At 65.6% G+C, this 25795-nt stretch carries 24 protein-coding genes; 7 read left to right on the top strand and 17 right to left on the bottom strand.

Annotated elements, in window-relative coordinates; genetic code table 11:
* Window positions 1–24: 24 nt before the first annotated feature.
* Window positions 25–354: a hypothetical protein gene (locus G6N38_RS27285; protein ID WP_163751232.1), complete on the bottom strand. Its 330-nt coding sequence runs from the start codon at window positions 352–354 to the stop codon at window positions 25–27.
* A 213-nt stretch (window positions 355–567) separates the two neighbouring features.
* On the opposite strand from G6N38_RS27285, the gene G6N38_RS27280 reads away from it, so the two are divergent.
* From G6N38_RS27280 to budA, 3 genes are all read left to right on the top strand, one after another.
* Window positions 568–3378 (top strand): helix-turn-helix transcriptional regulator, encoded by a 2811-nt coding sequence (locus G6N38_RS27280; protein WP_163751231.1) that lies wholly within the window; start codon window positions 568–570, stop codon window positions 3376–3378.
* A gap of 86 nt (window positions 3379–3464) precedes the next feature.
* Window positions 3465–5159, top strand: coding sequence for an acetolactate synthase AlsS (gene alsS / locus G6N38_RS27275; protein ID WP_163751230.1), 1695 nt, complete (start codon window positions 3465–3467; stop codon window positions 5157–5159).
* Between the two features lie 5 nt (window positions 5160–5164).
* Window positions 5165–5968, top strand: a complete 804-nt coding sequence (gene budA / locus G6N38_RS27270) for an acetolactate decarboxylase (protein ID WP_163751229.1) — start codon at window positions 5165–5167, stop codon at window positions 5966–5968.
* A 16-nt stretch (window positions 5969–5984) separates the two neighbouring features.
* On the opposite strand, the gene G6N38_RS27265 is transcribed toward budA, so the two are convergent.
* A complete protein-coding gene (locus G6N38_RS27265; RefSeq protein WP_163751228.1) occupies window positions 5985–8594 on the bottom strand; it encodes an alpha/beta hydrolase fold domain-containing protein in 2610 nt (869 codons plus the stop codon).
* Window positions 8595–8968: 374 nt separating this feature from the next.
* On the opposite strand from G6N38_RS27265, the gene G6N38_RS27260 reads away from it, so the two are divergent.
* A complete protein-coding gene (locus G6N38_RS27260) occupies window positions 8969–10165 on the top strand; it encodes an alpha/beta hydrolase family protein (RefSeq protein ID WP_163751227.1) in 1197 nt (398 codons plus the stop codon).
* A gap of 108 nt (window positions 10166–10273) precedes the next feature.
* Here the strand turns inward: G6N38_RS27260 and G6N38_RS27255 are convergent, their stop codons facing one another.
* The 4 genes from G6N38_RS27255 to G6N38_RS27240 are packed head-to-tail and all read right to left on the bottom strand — an operon-like array spanning window position 10274 to window position 14490.
* Window positions 10274–11443, bottom strand: a complete 1170-nt coding sequence (locus G6N38_RS27255; RefSeq protein WP_163751226.1) for an FAD binding domain-containing protein — start codon at window positions 11441–11443, stop codon at window positions 10274–10276.
* A gap of 1 nt (window position 11444) precedes the next feature.
* The gene (locus tag G6N38_RS27250) at window positions 11445–12536 is read right to left on the bottom strand and encodes an NADH:flavin oxidoreductase/NADH oxidase (RefSeq protein ID WP_163751225.1); all 1092 of its coding nucleotides are present in this window, start codon (window positions 12534–12536) and stop codon (window positions 11445–11447) included.
* A gap of 12 nt (window positions 12537–12548) precedes the next feature.
* Window positions 12549–13376 (bottom strand): alpha/beta fold hydrolase, encoded by an 828-nt coding sequence (locus G6N38_RS27245; RefSeq protein ID WP_163751224.1) that lies wholly within the window; start codon window positions 13374–13376, stop codon window positions 12549–12551.
* Between the two features lie 40 nt (window positions 13377–13416).
* Entirely contained in the window at window positions 13417–14490 is a 1074-nt protein-coding gene (locus tag G6N38_RS27240; protein ID WP_163751223.1) for a cupin domain-containing protein, read from the bottom strand.
* Window positions 14491–14805: 315 nt separating this feature from the next.
* Here G6N38_RS27240 and G6N38_RS27235 point away from each other — a divergent pair, with 315 nt between their 5' ends.
* Entirely contained in the window at window positions 14806–15780 is a 975-nt protein-coding gene (locus G6N38_RS27235) for an alpha/beta hydrolase (protein ID WP_246227471.1), read from the top strand.
* Here G6N38_RS27235 and G6N38_RS27230 read toward each other — a convergent pair.
* Window positions 15770–16750, bottom strand: a complete 981-nt coding sequence (locus G6N38_RS27230) for an alpha/beta hydrolase (RefSeq protein ID WP_246227470.1) — start codon at window positions 16748–16750, stop codon at window positions 15770–15772. The genes G6N38_RS27235 and G6N38_RS27230 overlap by 11 nt on opposite strands.
* Window positions 16751–16836: 86 nt before the next feature.
* Window positions 16837–17454 (bottom strand): TetR/AcrR family transcriptional regulator, encoded by a 618-nt coding sequence (locus G6N38_RS27225; RefSeq protein ID WP_163751221.1) that lies wholly within the window; start codon window positions 17452–17454, stop codon window positions 16837–16839.
* A 127-nt stretch (window positions 17455–17581) separates the two neighbouring features.
* Between G6N38_RS27225 and G6N38_RS27220 the strand changes: the two genes are divergently transcribed.
* Together G6N38_RS27220 and G6N38_RS27215 are read left to right on the top strand one after the other, a co-directional pair.
* Window positions 17582–18316, top strand: coding sequence for an SDR family NAD(P)-dependent oxidoreductase (locus tag G6N38_RS27220; RefSeq protein ID WP_163751220.1), 735 nt, complete (start codon window positions 17582–17584; stop codon window positions 18314–18316).
* A 76-nt stretch (window positions 18317–18392) separates the two neighbouring features.
* Window positions 18393–18782, top strand: a complete 390-nt coding sequence (locus tag G6N38_RS27215) for a nuclear transport factor 2 family protein (protein WP_246227468.1) — start codon at window positions 18393–18395, stop codon at window positions 18780–18782.
* 44 nt (window positions 18783–18826) lie between these two features.
* Here G6N38_RS27215 and G6N38_RS27210 read toward each other — a convergent pair whose 3' ends face one another.
* The 9 genes from G6N38_RS27210 to G6N38_RS27175 are packed head-to-tail and all read right to left on the bottom strand — an operon-like array spanning window position 18827 to window position 25774.
* Window positions 18827–19591, bottom strand: coding sequence for a DUF6390 family protein (locus tag G6N38_RS27210; protein WP_407662834.1), 765 nt, complete (start codon window positions 19589–19591; stop codon window positions 18827–18829).
* The gene (locus tag G6N38_RS27205) at window positions 19588–19848 is read right to left on the bottom strand and encodes a HypC/HybG/HupF family hydrogenase formation chaperone (RefSeq protein WP_163751217.1); all 261 of its coding nucleotides are present in this window, start codon (window positions 19846–19848) and stop codon (window positions 19588–19590) included. The genes G6N38_RS27210 and G6N38_RS27205 overlap by 4 nt, the downstream gene beginning before the upstream one ends.
* A 3-nt stretch (window positions 19849–19851) precedes the next feature.
* Complete coding sequence (locus G6N38_RS27200; RefSeq protein WP_163752465.1) at window positions 19852–20310, bottom strand: hydrogenase maturation protease; 459 nt, start codon at window positions 20308–20310, stop codon at window positions 19852–19854.
* 12 nt (window positions 20311–20322) lie between these two features.
* A complete protein-coding gene (locus G6N38_RS31280; protein WP_407662833.1) occupies window positions 20323–20442 on the bottom strand; it encodes a DUF6893 family small protein in 120 nt (39 codons plus the stop codon).
* The gene (locus tag G6N38_RS27195) at window positions 20430–21788 is read right to left on the bottom strand and encodes a hypothetical protein (protein WP_163751216.1); all 1359 of its coding nucleotides are present in this window, start codon (window positions 21786–21788) and stop codon (window positions 20430–20432) included. Before G6N38_RS27195 ends, G6N38_RS31280 begins: the two co-directional genes overlap by 13 nt.
* The gene (locus tag G6N38_RS27190; protein WP_163751215.1) at window positions 21785–22435 is read right to left on the bottom strand and encodes a DUF6084 family protein; all 651 of its coding nucleotides are present in this window, start codon (window positions 22433–22435) and stop codon (window positions 21785–21787) included. The genes G6N38_RS27195 and G6N38_RS27190 overlap by 4 nt, the downstream gene beginning before the upstream one ends.
* Window positions 22432–23070, bottom strand: a complete 639-nt coding sequence (locus tag G6N38_RS27185) for a DUF5947 family protein (RefSeq protein ID WP_163751214.1) — start codon at window positions 23068–23070, stop codon at window positions 22432–22434. Before G6N38_RS27185 ends, G6N38_RS27190 begins: the two co-directional genes overlap by 4 nt.
* A complete protein-coding gene (locus G6N38_RS27180; protein ID WP_246227466.1) occupies window positions 23070–23981 on the bottom strand; it encodes a NifU family protein in 912 nt (303 codons plus the stop codon). The genes G6N38_RS27185 and G6N38_RS27180 overlap by 1 nt, the downstream gene beginning before the upstream one ends.
* Entirely contained in the window at window positions 23978–25774 is a 1797-nt protein-coding gene (locus G6N38_RS27175; protein WP_163751212.1) for a nickel-dependent hydrogenase large subunit, read from the bottom strand. Before G6N38_RS27175 ends, G6N38_RS27180 begins: the two co-directional genes overlap by 4 nt.
* Window positions 25775–25795: the final 21 nt, after the last annotated feature.

Genomic DNA, 25795 nt, shown 5'->3' with positions numbered 1-25795 from the left:
ATCCTCAACGCGGTTATGCAATCTCTAGTGCCCGGCTTTGATTTGTGGGACGGCTTTCTCGACGGGCAGCGCGCTAGACGGCGTCGTTTCGGTGACCGTGCCGCCCATGTTCATGCCGGGAACGGCTGGCGGTGCATAGGTGGGATTATTGTTGCCGCCCGCGACCACGTGTCCGGGACCAGCGACACTGGTGTCGGGTTGGGCCAGGGTGAGGAACACGGCAGCCAGCACGGCACCCGCGCCAACGATCGTGCCGAACGCCTTGAGCCGCGACGACCGTCCTGCCGTGGGCGTCGCGTAGTTGCGGCGTCTGGCAAGTGAATCCTGGTGCACGTGCGGTTCATTTGACATCATCGTCGGTCTGCTCTTCCTGTTCTTGCCGGTGGTGGTCCATCGCCACCGGTTCTTGTAGGTAGTGAGCCGTAGAGTTCTTAGAGCGTCCAAATTTGTGAGGGGTCGAGAACTGAACCCTTCGGCGACCTACCCGTGGAGACTCGAACACTCAAATGGCCGAAGTGTGTGACTGCCAACATTGATCAGGCCTGCTGCGCTGCTCACAATCGGACGGTGGGAAACAGCGGCCAGCAAGAGCGCCCGGACGGCGGATCCGGCGGTTTTCCCCTCGTCGGTCGCGATGAGCTGGTGACACTGGCCACCGACGTGGCGCGCGGGGCCGCTGGGGCTCCGTCGGCACTCCTGCTGGTTGGACCGGCCGGCGTGGGAAAGTCGGTCCTGCTGCGCACCACGTTGGCCGCAGTGTCCGGTGCGGATGTCCGCCTGGTGTACTCCGCAGGTGACGGGTCGACTTCTGGGCGGCCATACGCGGCGCTGAGCGAATTGATCTGGCCGATCGTCGGCGCTGTCGATACCTTGCCCGTGGCGTTGGGGCGAATCGTGACCGAGCTCCTGGAAACGCCGGACGGTGCCGCCCGGTATGAACCGACACTGGTCGTGCAAGCGATGTCGGCTCTGTTCGACTCGGCCGCCGCGACGATGCCCCTGCTGTTGGCGATCGACGACGTCGACGGTTTCGATGCCGCCTCGCGTGACGTTGTGGCCGCGGTGATCGCACGGTGGTTCGGCGGACGAGCCCGGGCGTTGCTGACCGCCAGCGGGGGCGAGGCGGTGCACCGGTTCGACCGCATGGTCGATGTGGTTGAGGTTCCGGCGTTGTCGGATTCCGCGGCCGCTGAATTGCTTGACTTGCAACCTGATCCACCCACCGCGAGGGTGCGCGGCGAGGTGCTCCGGTGGGCCGGCGGCAATCCCTCGGCGCTGATCGAGGCGGCACGTGTACTGAGCCGTAGTTCTGGGACAACGTTTCCGACCCAAGGCTTGGGCAGTCCCGGCGGTGTCTACCTGCGGTTCGCCGAACAACTCGACAGTCTGCCGGCCGATACGCGCACCCTGGTGTTCTACGCGGCGGTGGGGGCTGGCGAAGAGACGGTCGACGCATTGTCCGACGCCGCCGGTGTCGGTGACGACTGGGCACCGGCGGTCGCGGCCGGTGTCGTGCGCGTCACCGCCGAGCGCTTGGTCCAGTTCGGCCATCCCGTACTGCGGGCGGCGGCCTACGCCGAAAGCTCGGCGCAGCAACGCCGTGCCGCCCATCAAGCCCTGTCCCGATGCGCGCACCTGGATCCGTTCCACCGCGCCTGGCATGCGGCGTGGGCGACAGCGGAGGCTGACGAGGCGGTCGCGGCGGCCCTGGAGCAGGCAGCACCACCGGCGACCCGCGACCACCACGGGCACCTGCGCATCGCGCGGGGATTGCAACGCGCCGCTGAGCTGAGCCCGGACCGCAACGACGCCGCACGACGCTACGGGTTGGCCGCCACGGCAGCGAACTTCGGCGGTGATCCCGCGTGGGCGCTTGCATTGAGCGACGATGCCACGCACCTCACCGATGACGCCGATCTGCGGGGGTACGCGGCCTTGACCCGTGCCTCGATCTTGCTGCAGTCGGCGCACCCACTGGAAACTTTTTGTCTGATCCAGACGGTCCTCAACGATCCCACGCCACCGCGTGGCAGCGTGGCACTGCACTTGACGTATCTGGCGGCCTCGGCCGCGTACTACTCCGGTGAACCTCGGGTCCGGCGACAGTTACACCGCTGGCTGGCCTTGGCCTCCGACAGTTCTGATTCGGAGCCCCCGCTTCCGGCCGCGTTTCCCACTGCCGCAGCCGACCTCCAGCGGGCCTACGTCCGGATGTACGCCGACATTCCCGACTCCCCGCACGGGCGACCCGCCGGGCTCGGGGAACGGTGGGTTCAGCCCGTGGCGGCCCCTATCGAGCCATACCGACGGTTGGTCGCCGGGGTGGCCGGATACGTCACCGAGGACAGCGTCCTGGCCGCCCGAGATCTCACCAAAGCCGCCGAACTCCTCCAAAACAACGGGGGACTCAGAGGATTCAGCTACGCGCTGGCACCGCTGGCGTGGGCATTGTTGGACACCGGGCGGTGGAAAGCGCTGTCGACCTTGCTCGCCGATACGGCGTCTTTGTCCGCCATCGCCGACCTTGCGTTGTTGGATAGCGAAACATGGGCATGCCGGGCGCAACTGCTCGCCTACCGGGGCGACGTGGACGGTGCGGCACGGGCCCTGAACCGCGCACGACGGGAGTCCTCCGCGGCCGGAGGATCTCGCGCGACCGAGGTGGCCTTGCGCCGGGCCGCTGGCTGGCACGCCCTGTGCGCGGGCGACTTCGACGGCGCCTATCAGATATTCCGGCAGTTGTTCACCGACGACGGGGAACCCGCACATTTTGTGGTTTCCTATCGCGGTATCGCCGATGTGGCGTGGGCGGCCGCGCGCAGCGGGCGGACCGACGAGGTGAGGCCGCTGTTGGCCGCCATCGACGCCCAGTTGGGCACCCATCCGCCGGTGCGGTTGGGGCTGTTGCGCCACCAGGCCCTTGCGTTGGTCGCCGCCACGGCGCGGGAAGCGGAACACCATTACCGGCTCGCTGTCTTCGATCCGGCCGGCGACGATTGGCCGCTGGAACGTGCCCGGGCCCGTCTGCACTACGGCGAATGGCTGCGCCGTGCCCGCCGACCTGCCGAAGCCAAGCTCCTGTTGACCGCGGCGGCCGACGTCTTCAGCGAACTGGGCGCACAACCCCTTGCCGAGATCAGCGCTGCGGAGTTGCGGGCGGCCGGCATCACCGCACTGGTTGCTCCCGCATCGGGTGCCTTTGCAGCGTTGACCGCTCAGCAACAACAGATCGTGCAGCTGGCCGCATCCGGGCTGACCAACCGCGAGATCGCCGACCGGCTGAACCTGTCGCCGCGCACTGTCGGCTCGCACCTGTACCACGTCTATCCGAAGCTGGGCATCAGCCGCAGGCATGAACTGCGAGAGTTCGCTCCCTAGCAGTCCGTAGGCTCCGGACACCGATCGGCTTGTCGTCAGTCACTCGACTGATGCGCCCTGGGTGCCGGGCGTCGGATACTCCGGTGATGAGCAATGCGCGTGACTTCGAAGCACCGGATGCGGCGACCCGCAGTGCGCAGCGCGTCGTGGATGTTCTTGCAGCACAAGGGGTACCATTCATCTTCGGTATCCCCGGGGCAAAGGTCGACGCCCTCTTTGATGCCCTGCTCGATGGGGGACCGCAGCTGGTGGTATGCCGCCACGAACAGAACGCAGCCTTCATGGCTGGTGCGATCGGTCGCCTCACCGGTACCCCGGGCGTGGTACTGGTGACCTCCGGTCCCGGGACCACCAACCTGGCCACGGGACTGCTCACCGCCACCACCGAGCAGGACCCGGTGCTCGCGCTTTGCGGCGCGGTCAGCCGTGAGAATCGGCTCAAACGTACCCACCAGTCGATGGATGCCGCGGCTATGCTCGCCACGGTCACCAAGTTCACCGGTGAAATCGCTGACCCAGACAACGTCGCCGAGGCGGTGATGAACGCAATGCGCGCGTGCACGACCGAGCCTCAAGGCGCCGCAGCTGTCGTCCTGCCGTCGGATGTACTGGCAGCTCCCACCGCGGCGCGGCTGACGCGCCCCACGGCGGTGCCCGTCCAGGGATCAGCACCTGCGGATTCCATCGCCACGGCAAGCGATCTCATCCGAAGGGCCAGGCGGCCGGTGATCCTGGCAGGCATGCGAGCCGCCGACCCGGTCAGCTGCACCGCACTGCGCGCCCTGGTGAGCGCAACCGGACTACCCGTTGTCGAGACATTTCAGGGTGCCGGCATCATCTCCCGGGAGCTGGAAGACCAGTACCTGGGCCGTATCGGGCTGTTCCGCAACCAGCCCGGTGATGTTGTGACCGCGCAAGCTGATGTTCTGATCACCGTCGGGTTCGACCCCGTGGAATATGACCCGGCACTGTGGAACACCGACCCCGGCCGCACGGTCATCCACATCGACACCCTCGTCGCGCAGCTCGACGCGCACTACCAACCCAGCCTGGAGCTCCGCGGGGCGATCGCCGCCACGCTCGAGCGCCTGACCGCTGGTCTCGCAGATCTTCGTATCGGTCCTGATTTCGAGGCCGAGCTCGACCGACAACGCCGAGCGCTCGCCGACCTCGATACCCAGGCACGCGCCGTGCGCGACACCGATGCCGGGGTCAACCCCGCTGCGCTGGTCCTGGCCATGCGCGATGTCCTCGATGACGAGGCCACCATCGCCTGCGATATCGGCTCGAACTACATCTACATGGCCCGCCATTTCCGGGTGTACCACCCACGGCACCTGCTGTTCTCCAATGGACAGCAAACGCTTGGTGTCGGGCTGCCATGGGCCATGGCCGCCAGTTTGGTCAGGCCCGGCACCCAGGTGGTGTCGGTCTCCGGCGATGGCGGATTCCTGTTCTCGGCACAGGAACTGGAGACCGCGGTGCGATTGGGTCTGACCTTCACCCATGTGCTGATGCGCGACAACACCTACGACATGGTGGGATTCCAGGAGAAGCTCAAGTACGGTCGCGTCTCGGGTGTCCAACTGGGCGACTACGACATCGTCTCCTACGCGAAGGCCTTCGGCGCCAAGGGTTATCGGGTCTCCGATCTCGCGGAGTTCACCACCGTGCTGAGGCAAGCGCTCACCGAGAGTGGTCCCACGCTGATCGACGTGCCCGTCGATTACACCCACAACACCGACCTCGCCGCGTACCTGCACGCCGATCAATTCGAATGAGCGACATGACAACTGCGAAAAACGCGGGTGCACACGAACACTTCCCTCGATGGGCCAACCGGATACTGGCCCACCATCGCCACACTGAGCTCTACCAGACCGCCACGATGGATGCGTTGCTGGCCGGAGTGTACGACGGTGACGTCACCATCGGCGAGCTGCTCTCGCACGGCGACTTCGGGCTGGGTACGTTCAATCAGCTCGACGGCGAGATGGTGATCCTCGACGGAGTGTGCCATCACTTGCGATCCGACGGATCTGCCGTCCGCGCTGGATCCGAGGAACGCACACCGTTCGCCGCGGTCACCTGGTTCCGCAGTGAGCGCACCCTGACGGTGAGCGCGCCCACGACATGGTCTGACATCTGCGCGCGCGTCGACACCGTCACCGGCAGTGCCAATTTGATATACGCCCTGAAAGTCGTGGGCCGCTTCGACACCATCCGCACCCGAACGGTGCGTGCGCAAACCCAGCCGTATCCGCGGCTGGTTGACGCCGCCGAGGGGCAAGCCGAGACCAGCTTCGCCGACCTCCGTGGGACGCTGGTCGGATTCCGGATGCCCGACGGTGACGAAGGTATCTCGGTGGCCGGCTACCACCTGCATTTCCTGGACGAGGCGCAGAGCCGCGGTGGGCATTGCCTGGATTTCCAGATGAGTCGTGGCACCGTCGACATCTGCACCATCTCCGACATGCACCTCAGCCTGCCGCGGACCCCGCAGTTCCTTGCCGCTGCGCTCGGGTCCGCTGACAGCGCAGCTCAGATCCGCAAAGCGGAAGGCGGCCACGATGCCGCGAACCGGGGATGAGTAACCAGACCCGTTGTCACGCAAGGGCAGCATGCACGGAACTGATTGCGCTGGATCCCTCCCCGACAGCCGCAGCGACCCTTTTGATCGAGCCAGATCGGACATCACCGACTGCCATGATTCCCGGGACGCTGGTTTCGAAGGGCAGCGGTCGGCGACCCAGTTCAGCCCACCGCGCGCCGAGGGCACTATCGGGTATCTGGGCATCGGTGAGGATGAACCCGTGATCGTCGAGGGCGATGTCGGTGAGCCAGTCAGTGGCTGGCGCGGCACCGATGAAGCAGAACAACCCGACGCAGTCGTGGTCGGCGGTGATGGGCCGCCCATCGGCGTCGGTGGTGCTCATCGTGATCGCCGCCAATCGATCAGTGCCGGCCAAGGCCGTCACCTCGGTGCTGGTGCGCACCGTGATCCGGGGGTGGGCGAGGATTCGGTCGGCGAGGTATGCCGACATGCCCACCGTCAGTGAGGTATTGCGCACACAGATGTCGACCCGGCTGGCGCGCTCGGCGAGAAACAGGGCGGCCTGGCCGGCTGAGTTTGCCCCACCGACAACGGTGACCGGCGCCGCGGTGCAACGTCGGGCTTCCAGTTCGGTTGCAGCGTAGTAGATCCCGGCGCCTTCGAATTCGGCCCATCGATCCAGGGGCAACGATCGGTATCGTGCGCCGGTGGCGATGATGACCGCGCCAGTGGTGATCGTGGTGGAGTCGCTCAAGCGGATGTGAATCCGGCCCGCGGTGGCTTTGAGGTCCACAGCTCCGCGGGGGGAGTCGATGCGGGCACCAAACTTCTGGGCCTGTATCGCGGCCCGGCCGGTGAGTTCGGCGCCGCTGAGGCCTGAGGTGAACCCGAGGTAATTCTCGATGCGTGAGCTGCTGGCAGCCTGACCGCCCGGGGCGACGGCTTCGACCACCAGTGTCTCCAGTCCTTCCGAGGCTCCGTACACGGCCGCACCAAGTCCGGCCGGGCCGGCGCCGATGATGACCACGTCGACTTCGGCGTCCTCGGCGGAGGTACTGGTAAACCCGAACGTGTGCGCGAGTCGGGTGGGGGTGGCGTGGGGGATCACGGCTTCGGCGGTCACGATCGCGGGCAGGTCCGCGGGATGTAGGCCGCTCTCGTGCGCGAGCCGAGTCCCCGCCTCGGAGTGGTAGTCGGTCCAGGTGAACGGCAGTTGGAGGCGATCGAGGTAGGTGTGTAGGGCCAGCGTGGGTGCCGATGGGGCGTCGGCGAGCACCTCGATGGTGGCAGCCTGGCGGGTCAGCAGAGCTTGGCGTCGTGCCACCAGTGCCCGCAGGATGACGTCGGACAAGTCAGGTTGTTCGTCCATCAGGCGGCGGAAGCGCGGCGGGTCGATCCGCAGTACGGTGCCTGCGGTGGCGGCACGGGCCTCGAAGTAGGTGGCCTGCCCGGTCAGCAGGTTCAGTTCACCGGTGAATTGCTTTGGCCCGTAGTGCGCCACAAGAATCTCAGCGGTGTCGGCGGTGGCCCGCCGTACTACTTCGATGGTGCCGGTTTCGACGACGATCATGTCGCATCCGGTCTGCCCCGCGTGGAAGAGGATGTCGCCGGCATTGACACTGTGGCGAGTTCCGCAGGTGGACAGCAGATGCCACTGCTGCTCGGTGAGTTGTGGGGCTGCTGGGTTGTGGCCTGACCCCGGCGAGCAGCCCAGTGCGATTGCCAACGTGGAGGTCGTCTGCCGCAGGGCGGCGATGACCGACGGCGACGCTGCCAGGGTATCGAGGGCCATGAAATCGTGGACCATCCCGCCGTAGCGTGTCGATATCGTGGGTACGCCCGCTCGACGCAGTGCTGCTGCCAATGCTTCGCCCTCGTCTCGGACGGGGTCGGACTCTGCGGTGATGATCAAGGTGGGCGGCAGCCCCGACAGGGTGTCGGGATCGATTCCCTGCAAAAGGGTTTCCGTCGGTGTCTGGTTGCCGGTGTAATGCTGCCACCAGCGCCGAGTGGTGTCGCTGGACAGCAGGAAACCGTCGGAGAAGATCTGATGTGACGGCATCACCTGAAGGGGATCGGTCAGCGGGCACAGGGCGGCCAGGCACCGGAGGTGAACGTCTTTGCGGTGCAACGACATCAGGGCCACGCTGATCGCCAGCATGGCTCCGATAGAGTCACCGGCAATCGCGATGCGGGTGGGGTCGATGCCGTGGGCGGTGCCGGTGGTGGTGATCCATCGGCACACGGTGTAGATCTGCTCGACGGTCTGCGGATGGCGCGCATCCCAGGCGGAGCCGTAGTCAGGGCAGACCACGGCTGCGCCAGTGTTGTCAACGAGGTGCTGGACGAGGCGGTCCCGGGTCGCGGCGGCCCCAGACAGGAGGTCCCCGCCGCGGATATACACGATCGCGGGGACGGGGTCGGTCACCGCGGTGGGCCGAATGACACGGACGTTGATCCGGCCGGAGTGGTCGCAGTCGACCACCGTCCATTCCTCGTGATCAGTGTCGATGCCGGGCCCGTGCTCGTGGAGGTGGTCGGCAGGTGTTTCGTTCCGCCGGGCCGGTGCTGTGCTGCTGTTTTCTCGGCCGCGGACTGATTCGCCGAGTAGGGTGCGCACCGCAGGATCGAGTGCATTGATCGGCACACCCTCGTCGGCCATCGCGTTCCTTCCTGGATCGATCCCTCAGCGTGGAGCACACACACGCCGATTGTCATCGGTCATGTGACTGATGGATCAGGACGCAATTCGGAGCACCGTGGCGCCCGCGCAGCGCATCCGGGGGTCGCCAGGTGCGTTTCTGCGCTTACCGCTGGCCGGTAGCGCGGGGTACGGATTCCCGCCAGCCCCAATGCCGGTGAGCGGTGATGATCACGGCGCCGGTACCCGAAATGATCAACAGGTCACAACCGCTCACTCGGTCTCCAGGCAGGCGAGAGCATCAGTCGGCTGACTGATGGCAACCGGCCTGGCGGCGCGCAGAGTGAGGACGAGAAACGCCCTCCCACAGGGGGAGCCTGAAGCAGGAGTGGATCATGGAGTTCATCTTCACCGACGAGGCCTTCAAGTTCGAGACGCTGCGCGCGGCAGGATTCGCTGCGGACGCCGGATCCGATATCGGCGAAGTCGTCGTCACCACTGCGCAGATCCCCGAAGGGGATGAGGACGCCTGGACTGCAGCGTGGAAGGCGACCGCGGAGCGCACCGCGCAGCGCGGTGAGGACTCCCTGGAGATCGGTGACACGGTCAGTGCCCGTGAGGCGTTCCTGCGGGCATCGAGCTACTACCGCTCCGCCGAGTTCTACCGGCGCCAGGACCCGCTCAATGATCCTGCGGTCCTGGAGCTGTCCCGGCTGTCCAAGGACTACATGGTCAAGGGAGGCCAACTGCTGGACGGCCCGTTCCGGGAAGTGGAGATTCCGTTCGAGGGTGACTCACTGCCCGGCTACCTGTTCTTGGTCGACGACAGCGGCACTCCGCGCCCAACTGTCATCTACACCAATGGTTTCGACTCCACCCGGGAAGAGGGATTCTTCGTCATTGGTGCCGCGGCGCTGCGGCGCGGGTACAACTTCTTGGCCTACGACGGACCCGGTCAGGGCTGGATGATCCGCGAGAAGAAGGTGCCCTATCGGCCTGACTGGGAGAACGTGCTCGGCCCGGTGGTGGACTACGCGTTGACCGTCCCCGACATCGATCCTCGCAAGATCGTGCACTTCGGCTACAGCCTCGGCGGTTATCTGGTGTCCCGGTACGCCGCCCACGATCACCGGTCCGCGGCGATCGTCTGTAACGACGGTATGACGACCTTTTACGCGTCGTACCCGCCGATCCCGGCGGACACCTTGGCTCTCATCGAGGAGGGCCGCGATGCTGAGGCACTGCCCATGTTGGAGACGATGATCAAAGACGACACCAATGCCCGCTGGGGTCTGCAGAACGGCGTGTGGGTCAACGGTGTCTCCAATTTCGCCGAGTACGTCCGCAGCACACGCGCTTACACGCTCACCGATGAGGATATCCACCAGATCCAGACTCCCACCCTGCTCCTCGAAGGCGAGGATGACAAGGTGTTCGCCGGGCAGGCCGCACACGTTGCCGGTCAGTTGCGGGCGCCGCACGAACATGTCGTGATGCGCAGCGCCGACGGTGCCGGCGCACACTGTCACGAAGGCGCGATGTACCTGCTCCACCAAACCGTCTTCAACTTCCTGCAGAAAGTCCTTGCCTAGAAGTGCTTCTCGCGCAGCAGCGCCTGCCCGCTGACAGTGGGCAGGCGCTGCTACGTTTCGATGTAGTGTCGTGCCCGGCGCAGACCGGGCTGACTTCGGCGGCACCCGTCAGTGCGCGTGGGTGGTGCCCAGCCCCTCAGCGGATAGGTATAACGGGCCGGCCGGACCCAACGCCGACTGACTGGCAAGCCGGATGCCGGCCAGGGCGACCGCGCGCAGATGGGCCAGACGACCACTCTCCCAAGCCTGCAGGGCGCGCAGCGGTGGGGACTGGCTGGGCTGCCAGCCGCTGAGTGCGTGGGCCAGAGCGGCGGCATCGCCGAATGCCTTGGACGTGCCCGAGGCGGTGTGGGGGCGCACCGTTCCCGCGGCGTCTCCGATCAGGGCCAGGTGATCGGCCAGCATGGAGGTGGGTGCGAGATCGAACACCGGTTGCAGGAACACATGCGATAGCTGGATCAGATCGGCGAACGCAGCGGGCAGTTCATGCTCGGCCAGCGTCTGCAGTGCGGACTGTGAATCGTCGGTGAGCTCACCCGGGGGCAGGAACTGGTCGAACCGCTGTCCGGAACGTCCGGTGAGCAGCGCTGCCAGTCGCGCCTCGGCGGTGTTGACGTAACACACCCAGTTGACGCGCCGCCCACCGACGCTGCGCTCGCCATCTGCCCCGGGCACCAGATAGCACAACATCTGCAGCCCGGGCACCGCGAACATGGTGAACCGGTCGGCCAACAGCGTGCGTAGCGGCTCGGGGATTTCAGATTCAGGTTCCAGCCCGCGGAAGGCGACGTAGCCGGCGTACCGCAGGTCGTCGTGACCGGTGACCAATCGTCTGCTGGCAGAACCGATGCCGTCGGCGCCTACCAGAAAGTCACCGTCCGCGGCGAATCCATCGGCGAAGGTGGCACTCACCGACCCGGCATGGGTCGTGAACGCGTTCAGGGTGCTGTCCATGCGCACACACGCGCCGGTGAGCGGCTCGCGCAGTGCGTGGTGCAGGGTGTCCCAGGCGGTCATCCACTGTGGGGCCGAGTAGCGCTGGGGGTCGCCGTGTCGATGAAGGTGCTGACGTTCCAACAGCGCCACGCTGACCGACGGGACTGTCCTGCCGAGGCGGGCCAGCAGGTCGGCAACCTCTTGCTGCATCACGATGCCGGCGCCGCGCGGCTGGGTGCGGTCCACGGAGCGCTCGTAGACAGCCACGTCGGCTCCGATTGCGGTCAGCTCGTGGGCGGCGGCCAGTCCGCCCAGCGATCCTCCGATAACGAGGGCACGCATGTCAGGCGAACGCCCGCGCATAGCGCGGCGGGTGCGGGAGCACATGGCCGAGCGCTTCGGCCGCTTGAGTGATCCACGCCGGGTTGCGCAGCAGGACCCGTGCCAGGAACACCGCGTCGGCTTCGCCGCTGGTGATGATGGTGTCAGCCTGTTCCGGCTCAGTGATGAGTCCGACTGCGGCGGTGGGAATATCGATCTCCTTGCGGATGCGAGCCGAGAACGGGACCTGATAATTGGGTGCGACGGGGATGGCGGCATCGGGTGCCGACCCGCCTGAGGACACGTCGATCAGGTCGACGCCGAGCCCCTTGAGCCGGCCAGCCAGCTCCAAGGTGTCGGCCAGCGCCCACCCCGGGCGTAGGTCGTCGGTGTCGCCGGCAAGCCAATCGGTGGCCGAGACCCGGAAGAACAGTGGCAGTCCCTGTGGCCAGTTTGCGCGCACCGCAGCGGCCACTTCCACAGCGAATCGCATGCGGTGTTCCAGCGATCCGCCATAGCCGTCGCGGCGGTGGTTGGATTGCGGGGACAGGAACTGGTGGATGAGATAGCCGTGGGCACCGTGGATTTCGAGTACCTGAAACCCCGCCGCGGCGGCACGCCGGGCGGCCGCCGCGAAGTCATCGACTATTGCCGCGATGTCTCCGGTGCTCAGCTCGGTGGGCGAGGGGAGCCGCCCGAACGGCACCTCGCTGGGGCCGACGGTGTCCCAGCCTTCGTGGGCGGGTTGGTTGTCATCAAGCCATGGCACACCGGTGGATCCCTTGCGCCCGGCGTGCACGATCTGGATGCCCGGCACCGTTCCTTGCGTTCTGAGGAATTCGGTGACGCGGCGAAATGCAGCTGTCTGGCGGTCGTTCCACAGCCCGAGATCGTGATGGCTGCTGCGACCGGTCGGGTGCACGGCGGTGGCCTCGACCATGACCAGTGCGGCTCCGGCGACCGCTCGAGAGCCCAGGTGCTGCAGGTGCCAGTCGGTCGGTGTACCGGTGTCGGGCCCCTCGGGTACGGCAGCGAACTGCATCATCGGTGACATCCATGCGCGGTGTGCGAAGGTGATGTCCCGCAACGTAAATGGCGTGAAGAGATGCGGCATGACGTGCCCCTGTCAGGCTTTCAGGAAGTCGAGCAGGTCGGTGTTGATGACGTCGGCGTGGGTGGTGGGCATACCGTGCGGGAAGTTGTCGCGGTAGGTCTTGAGCGTCCCGTTCTGCAGCAGTTGGGCTGATTTCGGGCCGGCGGCGACATACGGCACGATCTGGTCGTCGACGCTGTGCATCACCAGGGTGGGGATGGTGATCGTCTTGAGGTCCTCGGTGAAGTCGGTCTGTGAGAACGCGACGATACCGTCGTAGTGCGAGAGGGCGTCGCCCATCATTCCTTGGCGCCACCAGTTTTCGATGATCGCTTCCGAGGACTGCACACCGGCCTTGTCGAAGTTGTAGAACGGCCCCGACGGCAGCGCCCGATAGAACTCCGAGCGGTTGGCCGCCAATTGCGCTTGCAGACCGTCGAAAACAGATTTGGGCAGTCCCTCCGGATTGGCCTCGGTGCGCACCATGAGCGGGGGGACCGCACTGATCAGCGCGGCCTTCGACGCGCGGGCTTGCCCGTGGCGGGCCAGGTAGCGCACCACCTCGCCGCCGCCGGTGGAATGTCCGACATGGACGGCGTCGTGCAGGTCCAGGTGCTCGACCAAGGCGGCCAGATCATCGGCATAGTGGTCCAGATCGTGTCCGCCGGGGGTTTGGGTGGATCGGCCGTGACCGCGACGGTCGTGGGCGATGACCCGGTAGCCCTGGGCCAGGAAGAACAGCATCTGGTTGTCCCAGTCATCGCTGGACAGGGGCCAGCCGTGGCTGAACACGATGGGTTGCCCCGTGCCCCAGTCCTTGTAGAAGATCTCAGTGCCGTCGGTGGTGGTGATGGTGGACATGGTCACATTCCTTCCGGTTATCGGATCGGTGGTCGGGAAGTCAGAGTTGGCCGATGCCGTGTGTGTCGAGGGCGTTGATGCGGCTGACGATCAGCGGGTCGGCCGGGGTGAAGGGAAAGGCTGGGAGATCGTCGATGTGGGTGTTGAACGTCGCCGCCAGGACTTCCCGGGAGTAAGCGCTGGCCGAGGCTTTGAAGCCGATGTCGGCGGGGAACGGTTGGTCGAAGAAGATCAGGAAGTGCCAGTCGTCGGTGCCGATGTTCTCGATGTGGTGCGGGTACGCCCGCGGGATGAAGTACATGTCGCCGGTGGTGAGGTTCCAGGTGTCCAGCGTTCCGTCGGGATTCATGATCGTCATACGGGCATCGCCGTAGCGCACGTAGCCCATCTCTGCGGTGACCGGATGCCAATGGGGTTCGCGCATACCACTTTCGGTGACACGTAGTGAGTACATCGACATGTCTTTGAGGGCCGGCCAGAACTGGTCGCGGGCGAAACGGGCATTGCCGCTGGCGAAGTTGAGCCCGGGAGCCTGGGCTTCGATGTCGAATTTGTGCGGGTCATTGAAAGATGCTGCAGTGGGCACCGTCGGATCGCCGATGCGGCCGGCCAGTTTGTGATCTTCGAGATTGCCTGTGCTGCGCCGGATCTTGCTGAGGTCGGCGGCCGGTAGGTCATAGGTGTTGCCCAGCACTGCATCGGTGAAGGCGCCGAAGGTGGCGCCGAGGCCGAAATCTTCGGGACGTTCGTTGCGGAAGGCGATGATGAACTCCGCGACGTCGGTGCCGATGTTCTCGATGTGATGCAAGGCCCCGGAGTCGACGTGGAACATCTGGCCCGCGGTGACAATGAAACTGGAGAACGCACTGTGGTTGTCCAGCACGGAGACCAACGCGGTACCCGAGACGCAGTAGGTCAGTTCATTGGCGTTGGCATGCCAGTGCGGAGTGCGCATGGCGCCGGGATTGAGCAGCACCCGTTTGATGGACAGGTTCTTCAGGATCGGCAGATTGTCGACGGTCACTCGGCGCATCGAACCCAGTTCGGATTCCTCGACGATCTCTCCGTCGAGCAGGGAGACGGAGTGGATGCTGCGGGCGTTGGGCGTGGTCATGATGCGTCTCCGGATCTGTCAGGCTGTCAGATGTCACTGTTGTCGACTGGGGGTCTGGTGTCATGGACGCTGACCACAATCACGGGTTGCCGCAGGCGCTACCTCGTCCCTTCCTGCTAGCGGTATAGACAGCGTCCCGAGCTGGTTTCGAGTGTCAGCCCAACGCGCTGCGGCGTCATCAGTCGGATGACTGATGAATTTCTGGGCAGGTGAGTGCGACGATCGCCAGACCGGTCGTCTGTCGGTCGGGCGCAGTTGTCTTTTCCACCACGCGGCGCTTCGGGGACCGCGTCCGAGCGGGTGAGGACACCATCAGTGAGTACCGATCGGCGACCTGGCGGTGTGGTCCTCGATGCGGCGACCGCGGCTCTGCTCAAGGCGATGCGGACTCCGCCCACCCTGCGCGAGTTGGGTCCCCAAGACGGAAGGATGGCGCTGCAGGAGGCGCAGCAGTCGACGATCGAGAGCCCCGGTGTGGTGGCACGATTCCACACGGCTGCGGTCGGCCCGTCCGGGCTGACAGGGTTCTGGGTTGTTCGGCCCCGGGAAGTTCGAGAACCGCTGCCGGCGGTGTTCTATCTGCATGGCGGCCGGTGGATGTTCGGTGATGCGCAGACCCACGGCGCCATCGTCGGTGAGTTCGCCACCGGGTGCCGGGCTGCGGTGGTCCTTCCGGAGTACAGCCGAACCCCCGAAGCGCGCTATCCGGTGGCCTTGGAGGAGTGTTACGCGATCCTGCAATGGGTCCACGCCACTGCAGGTGATCTGGGGCTCGACCCTAAGAAGTTAGCGATCGCCGGTGATTGCGCAGGCGCGACGCTGGCGGTCGCGGTGGCGATGCTGGTCAAATCCCGCGGCGGGCCGCGGCTCAAAGCCCAGCTTCTCTACTATCCGCCCACCGATGCGCGGTGCTCGTCGCAGTCCCATCGCACTTTCGGCACCGGCTTCCTCCTGCACAGCGAGGAGCAGGCGTGGTACTGGGATCAATATTGCGATGACGGTGCGGAATGTCCCACAGTGTCACCGCTCTACGCGACACTCGAGGATCTGACCGGTCTACCGCCGACGATGGTGGTGACTGCGGAGGCCGATGTGGTCCGCGACGAGGCCGCCGGATTCGCCGTCAAGCTGCGCGCCGCTGGAGTCGACGTCACGGCGGTGCGCTACCTGGGCACGATTCACGACTTCGTGGTGTTGCGGCAGTTGGTCGGTACCGCACCCAGTCGCGCTGCCATCGAGCAAGGCGTGTGGTTTGTCCGGCAGGCGCTTTCCGGCGCGCTCAGCGGCTGACGGAATCCTCAAGGGCGGCTGTCAGAATCGACGCGGCCTGCGCGGTCGCAGCCCTGGCGGCGCTGGACTCCTTGAGCGCAGTCAGCACGGCGAAGCCGTGAATCGTGCCCTCGTAGCGCACCGCCGTCGAACGGGCGCCGGCCTCCCGTAGGCGTGCCGCGAACGCCTCGCCTTCGTCGCGCACGACGTCCGCTTCGGCGGTGATGATCAGCGATGGTGGAAAACGGGCCAGGTCACTGGTAGCTGCGCGCAGTGGTGAGACGGTGTCACGCAGACGGTCGCGCGGATCAGGCACGTACTGATCCCAGTAAAACTGCATCACGTCGCGGCGCAGACCGAAGCCTTCGGCGAACGAGCGGTAGGAGGCAGTATCGAAGTCGGCATCGATGACCGGGGTGAAGGCCACCAGTTGCCGAAATACGACGGTGCTGCGCTGTACGGCCAGCAGCACGGCGGCGATGGCGAGATTGGCGCCCACGGAGTCGCCGGCAATGGCGAGCCGGCATGGATCCAGTCCGTGTTTGCCGCCATCGGTACTCAACCACTGGGCGGTTGCGTAGGCCTGTTCCAGGGCGACGGGATAGCAGGCTTCCGGTGCGCGGGCGTACTCGGGACAGACGATCGCCGCCCTGCTCCTGATCGCCAACTCGCGCACGATCCCGTCGTGCGTGGCGGCATCTCCGCTCATCCACCCGCCGCCGTGCAGATACATCACGGCTGCTGACGGTGCGCAACGATCGGCTCGTTCCACGATGTGAACCCGGAGTGAACCGTGTGCCGGTGTCGTGATGGTGACCCAGTGCTCCGTCGTGGCAACAGATCCCGACCGGGGCTCGGGGCGCTGGCGTTGTAGCGCGGACGATGCCGAGCGCACCGCGGACGGTGACCGATATTGGGGCAGCGGGTCTGACGATGTGGAGTCCAGGAAAGCGAGCGCGGCCGGATCGAGGCCGAATCGATGCGGATCCACCGTCACACCACCGCGCCTCCTGATTTGGCTATCGCCTCAAGTGTGAGCGACCAGCGCGCGTCGTCCATCCGTCAGGTGACTGACGATCAAGATGCAGCCTCGGTTGCCGGGTCCCCGGCTGCGTCGGGCGGTACCGCTGGGCTAGGGACGGCGTTGTCGATGAGGACGGCGGCGGTGGCGGCGGCGGTGGCGAAGGTGTCGGTGTTGAGGACTCGGTTGCGGGCCGACGCGCCATCCAAAAGAAGCGCCAGCTGTTCGCCGAGTCGTTCGGGGTTGGAAGCGCCTGCCTGCCGAGCGGTTTCGGCGAGCCGCGCGGCAAAAGCCTTCTTGTAGTCGGCGGCGTGTACGCGTGCCGGGTGGTCCGGGTCGTGGATTTCGACGGCGGCCGCGATGAACGGGCACAGCGGCGCATGAATATCGAAGACGGCGAGGAGCCGTTCGCGGGGTGTGAGGTCGGTGCGGTCGAACACCTCGGACAGGACGTCGGGGTCGAATCGGCGGAGGTGTTCGGCGATCAGCTGATCCTTGCCGGTGAAGTGCTGGTAGAACGTGCGCTTGGACACCTGGGCCACCGCGCAGAGTTGGTCCAGGCCGGTGTTGTTGATGCCTTGATCACGGAACAGTTGACGTGAAGCGCCGAGGATGCGCTCTCGCGCGCCCCTGCCGCGGCGCAGGCCGCGCGGCCCCTTCTCCAACTCCGTCATGCGCCCAGCGTAGCCCAGCGGGGTACCGATCGGTGTACATAGCTTGCGTTGCCCATGGCCGGTCGCTACATTAAGTAATCAGATCGGTGTACATAACATCGGCAATCTCAAACGAGCGGAGTGAATCGTGGGAAAGCTCGATGGCAAGGTCGCAGTGATCACCGGCGGAACAAGTGGCATGGCGCTGGCCGGTGCCAAGGTGTTCGTCGAGGAAGGCGCCCACGTCTTCATCACGGGCCGACGGAAGGACGCGGTGAACGAAGCCGTCGACTTGATCGGGCGGAACGTGACTGGCGTGCAAGGCGATTCGGCTGACCTCAGCGATCTGGACCGTTTGTACGACACGGTCAAGCAGGAAAAGGGCTCGATCGACGTGTTGTGGGCAAGTGCCGGGACGGGCGCGCAGAGCCCGCTCGGCGAAATCACCGAGGAGGACTTCGATGCCGCCTTCTCGCTGAATGCGCGCGGCACGCTGTTCGCCGTCCAGAAGGCGCTGCCGCTGTTCAATGATGGCGGCTCGATCTTCATGACCGGGTCGAACGCATCGCTGCGCGGCTACCCCAATTGGAGTGTGTACGCGGGAAGCAAGGCCGTGCTGCCCGCCTACGCACGGGTGTGGGTGTCGGAGTTGAGGGACAGGAAGATCCGGGTGAACGTGCTGACCCCCGGGCAGGTCGCCTCGCCGATGTTGGCAGAGGTGATGGACGACGAAATGAAGGCGCAGTTCGAGTCCGTGATCCCGCGGCGAGAGATGGGCCGCCCAGAGGAGATCGCTGCGGCCGCGTTGTTCCTCGCCTCCGATGACTCGAGCTATGTCAACGGCCAGGAACTCGTCGTCGACGGCGGCACCACGGTGATCTGACTGAGACTCTCCCAAACCACAAGCAAAATAGGACATTAGGAGTACTGTGACGGCCTTTGCCCCGAACCGTGGCACCGTGGAATTCTTCGTCGACACCATGCACGGCGGCGCCGACGCAAGCGCCCTTTCCGGAATCCTCGCCGAGGACGTGGTGATGTACGGCCCGCTCAGCGACGAGCCACTCACCGGCCGGAAGGCAGTCCTTAAAGCCATCCAAGGAGTCGGCGCGGAGGCCAACCTCACCTACTCCGAAGTCCTTAGCGGACAGACGCACCACGCCGCGTACTTCCGGCTGCAAATCGAAGACACCGCCGTCGACGGGATGGATTATTTCCTGCTCGACGCGGACGGCAAGATCGCCGAGGTGACCATATGGTGGCGTCCCTTGCCTTCCGGCGTCCAGATGCAGGGGCACCTTGCGGATGCGCTCGGGATGCAGCCCTGGGAACTGCGCACGAACGAGTAGTGACGGCGAACGCCGTGCCCTCTTTTCTCAATGCTTGGGGCGATTTATCGGTACTTGTCCGCCGGCCGTTGGCGGCGCACCCGGTTGACCAGGTTCAGGGTCGAACGGGTCGCGGCGGCCAGTGCTTCACAGTCCGGTCCGTCGATGGTGCCGCACACCCAGTCCCAGTGGGCGCTTACCGTGGTACCCAGTGCCGGTCGCGGTGCCAGTGACACCCCGTCCTCGCGGCGCCACCGCACCCGCTCCGGCGCCGCGTCGCCGAGCACGAGGAGACCGGAGTCGTAACGGACCGGCGATGAGGTGATGACGACATGGTGGTCGTCCACCGAATCGACGACGCCCCACCGGATCCGGCAGGACTGCAGGATCCGCAGGGGATGACCGGGATCGGCGTCGAGAAATCGCACCCAGGGATACACCACGAACACGTGGAAACTGTGGTGAGCCAACAGCTCCGACGGGTCGTCAAGATCGTCGAGTAGTCCAGTGGGTTGGCCGGGCAGCGCCGCGCGCAACCGGTTCAGCATGCGGTGACCGTCCACCCGGGCCAGCAACGGGCCGCCGACCCAGTAGGAACGAACCGCCTCCGGATCGAGCGGGTCGTGCAGGCCCGACGCCGTCGCGATCTCCTCGAGATACGGCCACGCGCCGTCGAAACCTTTGGCGTGCCGGTCGATGGCGGCCGGGCCTTGTCCGCTGAGCAGCACCGTCGAATCGGGTGGGCCGCAGTAGCCCAGCTCGTTGGGCGGAAAGGCGTAACTGGCGAACAACTCCCGGCCGGGCAGTGGAGTTTCGGACACCGCGGTCACGGCGGGCCCGAAGAGAGTTCGTCGAGACCCGACCCCATCAGCCGAAGGCCGGCCATCGCCTCGTCGGCGCCGGCCTTGTCGGTCTTGTCGACCACGAATCCCATGTGGATGATCACCCAGTCGCCGGGGCGGAACGTCTCTTCGGGCAGCATGCCGATGTTGACCTTGCGGTTCTCGCCTGCGACGTCCACCAGTGCCAACTGGTCACCGTAGCCGTCCAGCATGCGGATCACCTGACCGGGAATTCCCAGACACATCGGTCAGCCCTCCCGCAGCATCGTCAGCACTGTCTGCACCGCGTGCACGGCTTCTGGCACGGCGGCGTTCACCACGTCACTCAACCCGATTCCGTCAGCGACCGTCTGGACTTCGCAACCGATCACCACGGTGCGCGGCGCGGTGCCGCCGAGGGCGGTCAGGCTGGCGAACACCGTACCTGGGTCCATGCTGTGCGCATCGAAACCGGCTGGTGTGGAGAGTGTTTCGTGATCGGCTTCGAAGACTCGGACGGTTCCCGGTGCGCCCCGGTCAGGGATGGCATCCACCAGGACCAGTGCGTCCCAGCCGTCGAGCAGGTCATAGGCCAGGTGCATTCCGCGGATGCCGTAATCGGCAACCCGGACCTGATCGTCGGGCGGGTGGGCTGCCACATGTCGCAGTACCTCGGGGCCGAATCCGTCGTCTCCGAGGAAGATGTTGCCGATACCGGCGACGAGTATGCGAGACGTGGGCTACATGCTCCGCATCTTGAGGTAGCGGCGGATATCGGGGATGGAACTCACGCCCACCACCACACCGCCGACGATGATGACGCCCACCGCGACGGTCGCCACCCACCCTATTGTTGCCATGTCGAACTCCTCTCACTGCTCGATTCCAGGCTCGACTCCAACGGCTCGAGCTCGTCGGGCGCGAAGTACAGATATCGCCCGTACCAGTCGTGAAGGTCGGCGGCCGGGTCGTCATCGACCGTCACCCCGACTTGTTGATCGCCGTCGACGGTCTCGTGCACCGAGGCGACGGTGGCGACCCTGCCCGCGAAGAACATGTCCTGTGCGTCGGCCCGTCGCGACGGCCGCAGCCGCACCTTGGCGCCCCGCGCCAGCCGGATTCCGTTGACCAGGACCGCATCGATCTCGGGTGCAACGGCATTGTCGGCGACCGGATCCCACCAGTTGACACCTTCGGGGATTTCGGGGATCAAGCCGGCGTGCGGGTCGCGAAGGACACCATGCAGCCGCTGCATCGCCTCCGGCGACATCGCGTCGCAGCGATCGATGATCTGGGCGGCCAGGGGGTCGGTGGCGCGCGCCTGCGCCTTCTCCTCGTCGGTCATCGTCATCACCCGCAGCGTCAGGATCTCGTCGATCTCGGTCGAGTCGTAGAGGGCGCCCTCGCTCTGCTCGGCGATCTCAGGATGGTCGTAGAGGATGATCGGCGATACCAGCAGCAGCCCAAGGTCACCCGGCGGGCCTGCCAGTACCGGGAAGCAGCGGTGTTGGTGGCACCGGCCGACCGCGGTCACTGCCGAGTCGGGCGGGTCGAGCAGCGAGACCAGCTGTCCTCCGCTCACCTCGGCGACGAGGTGGGTGCCGATCATCGACATGGCGATGACCGCCTCCTTGTCGCGGGCGAGGTCGTTCGTGACCTCGGTGGTGTTGTGCAGCACGGTGGTGATCCGCCACAGCTCGCCGTCGGGTTCGCTCGTCACTGTGAGACGTCCGTGTACCGCGCGGCGGGAGCGGACCAGGCGGCCGCCGTCGACGTTCTCGACGCTGCGCGCCGCCGGAGCCGCCACCTGGAACGTCCACGACTGCCCGTGGCCGTCGATGCTGAGCGGACCGAAAGTCAGCTCAGCCTCCACCGCCTCGTCCCACGTCAGCCAGGACGTTGTGGCACAGGATAATTCGTCCACCGGCTCGAAACACCCATCTTCGGTGCGCTTCTCGACGGCGCGTCGCTGCAAGTGCAGGAACCTGACCACAAGCATGAGCGCGGCGTCGCCGTCGATCAGGAACTGCGCCGACAGCGTGTCGTCCTCGCCGAATGCTGCCTCGGCCGCTCCCGGTGGTCCCAAAACCCCGAACTGCCAACGAGAGTGGTTCTTGGCCGACGACGCGCGGTAGGGGTAGAGCAGATATCCCTCGTAGAGCACCGCGTCGGCGATGGTACGGGCACGGTCCCAGCCCGCGATCACCGAAGATCTCCGGCCCGTGCGCCGGCCAACAACGCGGTGACCGCCTCGTCGATATCCAGCATGCCCCGCTCGGATTTGTAGGCGGCCAGCGCGGTCACCGTGTCACGCCTCAGCCGCACCCACCCGCTGTTGGGGTAGTGCTGACGGATCAGGTCGTGCCAGACACTGACGGGCATGTCGTACTGATCTTCCTGGTCCCACGGCACCTGCTGGACGGCGAATCCGCCCTGCCCGCCGGCCAGGGGTGGGCCGAAGATGGTGCCACTGAACAGGAACTGCAACGGAACGGTTCCCTCGTGCAGCGCGTGCAGGTACTTCGACCCGGTGACTTCGAAGTCGTAGGTGCATTCCAGCGGCAGCGCCACCTGGGTGCTGTCGGTGAAACCCTGCACCATTACCGCGGCGTGCTGCCAGATAAAGGTGCGCTGGGTGTTGGCCCACCGTTCGCGTGGGCCGAACATGTCGGCCAGGCCGACGGCCTCGTCATCGCTGTACGGCCGCCGATGTGGGTCCATTCGGACCTGGCACCGCAACGCAAGCGCATGCACGGGCTCGTCGGCCACCACGTCGATCCGCGCGGTGAGCTGTGGGCTCACCGCGAAGGGTTCGACGACCACGTCGAGCACAGCAAAGCTCACCCCTGTCATGACACGGGTTCCCTCGTCACGTGTCGACAGCGTGCGGCGATCTGCTCGAAAAAGTCCTCGATGTACTCACGTGCCTGCTGGCCGCCGTCGAAGCCGCGCCACAGCATCCGCAACCTGCCGACGAACTCGTAGCAGGCGTCGATCGGCACCAGGTAGCACTCGGCTTCCCCGGCCCCGTCGGGCGCGCGGACCAACAGCGCCTCGACGTCCTCGGCCATCATCGTCAGCCTGGGGTCGGCAGTGCTGATCAGTGACCAGGCGTCCAAATCCAGTTCGGACTCGGTGGCGCCTGCCGGGCCTGGATAGAACCCGACGGTCCTGTCCAGCGCAGAGTTGCGGAAGAAGAACGCCAGTCCGACGGGAATCTGGAGGGCCTCCCACTCCAGCTGCCCAAGCGCAAGATCGGGGAAGTGCAGGTAGCGGTCCGGCACCGACCGGTACCGCAACTGGGCGGTGCTGTCGGTGAACAACAAATAGCAGCCGCGACACACGCACATCAGCTGTCTACCTTCAACATTCACGACATGCTGATGTTCGTCGGCGATATCCTCCGAACACATCTCACAGCGTTCCCCGGGCGGCTGCGCAGCCTTGCCGGCCCGGATGCGGGACAGCACGTCATACGCGCTGTCCATCACATCACCGCCGTGGGCGTCGGCTGGACCGCCATCGACAGCACGCCGTCGCGCACCAGCAGTGGGATGGGATCAAGATGCACTTCGGGGCCAGCGTCGGCGTCGACGGCGGCGCCGCCGTGGATGACGTCGAAATGGGCGCGGCAGCGGGGGCACCTCAGCACCGGCCCGCCGATTGCCGCGCCCATTCGCCGGTGCAGCGCGGCGCCGGCCAAGGAGGCGTCGCAGCTGCCGCACCGGTCGTGATAGGCGAACAGTTCGTCGCCGATCCGGCAGGCGAGAACGGTGGTCCCCGCGACCATGAACCCGCCGACCTCACCGTTGTGCAGGTCGGCCAGATCAGGGACCGGGTGCCAGCTGGTACCACCGTGATCGTCCGCGTGCACCCGGCTGAGTAGGGTTTCGGCGGGGATGACGGTCGGGGATGGATTCGGTTCGGCCGCAATGACTTGGATCTCGCTGATCTCAGGGGCGGCGGTACGCAGTGCATCTTCCACCGTCAACTCCAGCGTCACCGCGGACGACGGGCAGCTCTTACAGCTCCCCGTGAATCTGAGCCGCACTGTCGCCCCGCGGATCTCGAGCAGCTCGACGTCGCCGCCGTGCGAACCGAGATAGGGCCGGACCTTGTCGAGGGCGTCGCCGACCCGACGGCCCACATCGTGCGGGTGCAGGCCGTGGACCAGCAGCAGGCTGGCCACCAGATCGTCGGCGACGCACTGGTCCCGCACCTCGGGATCACGCTCCGCGGCGATCTCAAGAAGCCGTGCCAGCCCGGCACCGTAGAGGTCGGTGACCTCACAGACCAGCTGTTCGGCTCGCTCCCGAGCGGTCGGACCGCCTGCGGCGCTGGCATCGAGGAGGGTCTGGATGCGATCGCCCGCGGTGCGCCAGTGCGCCTCGTCGTTCACTCGCCGGTGACCGACTGGGTCGGCGAATGCAGCCTGTCGAGTGACGTGCCGTCGCCGAGATACATGTGCACACCGCATGGCAGGCAGGGATCGAAACTTCGGACCGTGCGCATGATGTCGATGCCCTTGAAGTTCTCCCGGTCGTTCTCCTCGAAGATCGGCTGACCCTGCACCGCGTCTTCATAGGGGCCTGGTGTGCCGTAGGTGTCGCGCGGATTGGCATTCCACGGAGTGGGCGGGTACGGGTGGTAGTTCGCAATCTTTCCGTCCCTGATCACCATGTGATGGCTGAGGACTCCCCGGACGGCCTCGGTGAATCCGCAGCCGATGGCCTCGTCCGGAACGTCGAACTTCTCCCACGTCTTGGTCCGTCCGGCGCGGATCTCCACCAATGCCTTCTCGGCGAAATGCAGCGCGCATGCCGCCGCGTACGCCTGGAAGTAGGTGCGGGCGCGGTTGCGTTCCAACGTATTGCTGCCGTGCTCGGGGATCTTCCACTCCAGCTCGACGGGACCCTTGAGAATGGTCTTCGGCAGATTGATCTTGACGCTGTGACCGGTGGCCTGCACGTAACCGATGTCCACCAGGCCCGCCAGCGCGGTCGACCACAACCGGGCCAGTGGTCCGCCGCCGGTGTCGAGCGCCAGGTGGTCGGTGCCGTCGAACCAGCGTGGTGACATCACCCAGCTGTACTTGTCGTCCATGTCGCGTTTCTGTGGCCTGGGATTGGTGTGCTGGTTCCAGGGGTGCCTGCGGTCCACCGGGTTGCCGAGCGGGTCGGTCTTGACGAACATCTCCTGATCGGTCCAGTCGTCGTAATACGAACTGCCCAAAAGGATCCGGATACCGAGGTTGATATCCACCAGAGAATGGGTCACCAGTTTGCCGTCGACGACGACACCGGGGGTGACGAACATGGCGTTACCCCACTTCTCCATGTCCTTGTAGGCGAAGTTGCAGACGTCGGGGTCTTGGAAGGACCCCCAGCAGCCAAGCAAGGTGCGGCGCAGGCCGACCTTCTCGTAGCCGGGGAGCGCCTCGTAGAAGAAGTCGAAGAGGTCGTCGTGCATCGGCACGACCTTCTTCATGAACTCGACGTAGCGCATCAGCCGCGTCATGTAGTCCGTCATCAGCTGGATCGTCGCGACGGTCCCGACTCCACCGGGATAGAGCGTCGACGGGTGGACGTGCCGGCCCTCCATGAGGCAGAACATCTCTCGGGTCCACCGACTGACCTGCAGCGCTTCGCGATAGAACTCACCGGTGAAGGGGTTGAGGGAGCGCATGATGTCGGCGATGGTCCGGTACCCGTGCGCCTCGGAGTTGGGCGCCAGGGTGTTCTCGGCTTTCGCCAGGACACTGGGGTTGGTTTCGGAGACCATCTTCTCGCAGTAGTCCACGCCGACCAGATTCTCCTGAAAGATGTTGTGGTCGAACATGTATTCGGCGGCCTCGCCGAGGTTGACGATCCATTCGCCGAGGTTCGGGGGTTTGACGCCGTAAGCCATGTTCTGCGCGTAGCACGAACAGGTGGCGTGGTTGTCACCGCAGATCCCGCAGATGCGGCTGGTGATGAAGTGGGCGTCGCGCGGATCCTTACCCTTCATGAAGATCGAGTAGCCGCGAAAGATCGACGAGGTGCTGTGACACTCGACCACTTCACGGTTTTCGAAATCGATCTTGGTGTAGATGCCGAGGCTGCCGACGATCCGGGTGATCGGATCCCACGCCATTTCGACCAGAGAACCTGGATCCCGCTTTACCTGCGACGGTTCGGGGATGATTGTTGTCATCAGTCTTCGCTCTCGAGTTGA

Source organism: Mycolicibacterium helvum (assembly GCF_010731895.1).
In the GTDB taxonomy this organism is placed as follows: Bacteria; Actinomycetota; Actinomycetes; order Mycobacteriales; family Mycobacteriaceae; genus Mycobacterium; species Mycobacterium helvum.
Note: the sequence above shows the minus strand (reverse complement) of the source record. Positions and strands in the feature narration are given on the sequence as shown.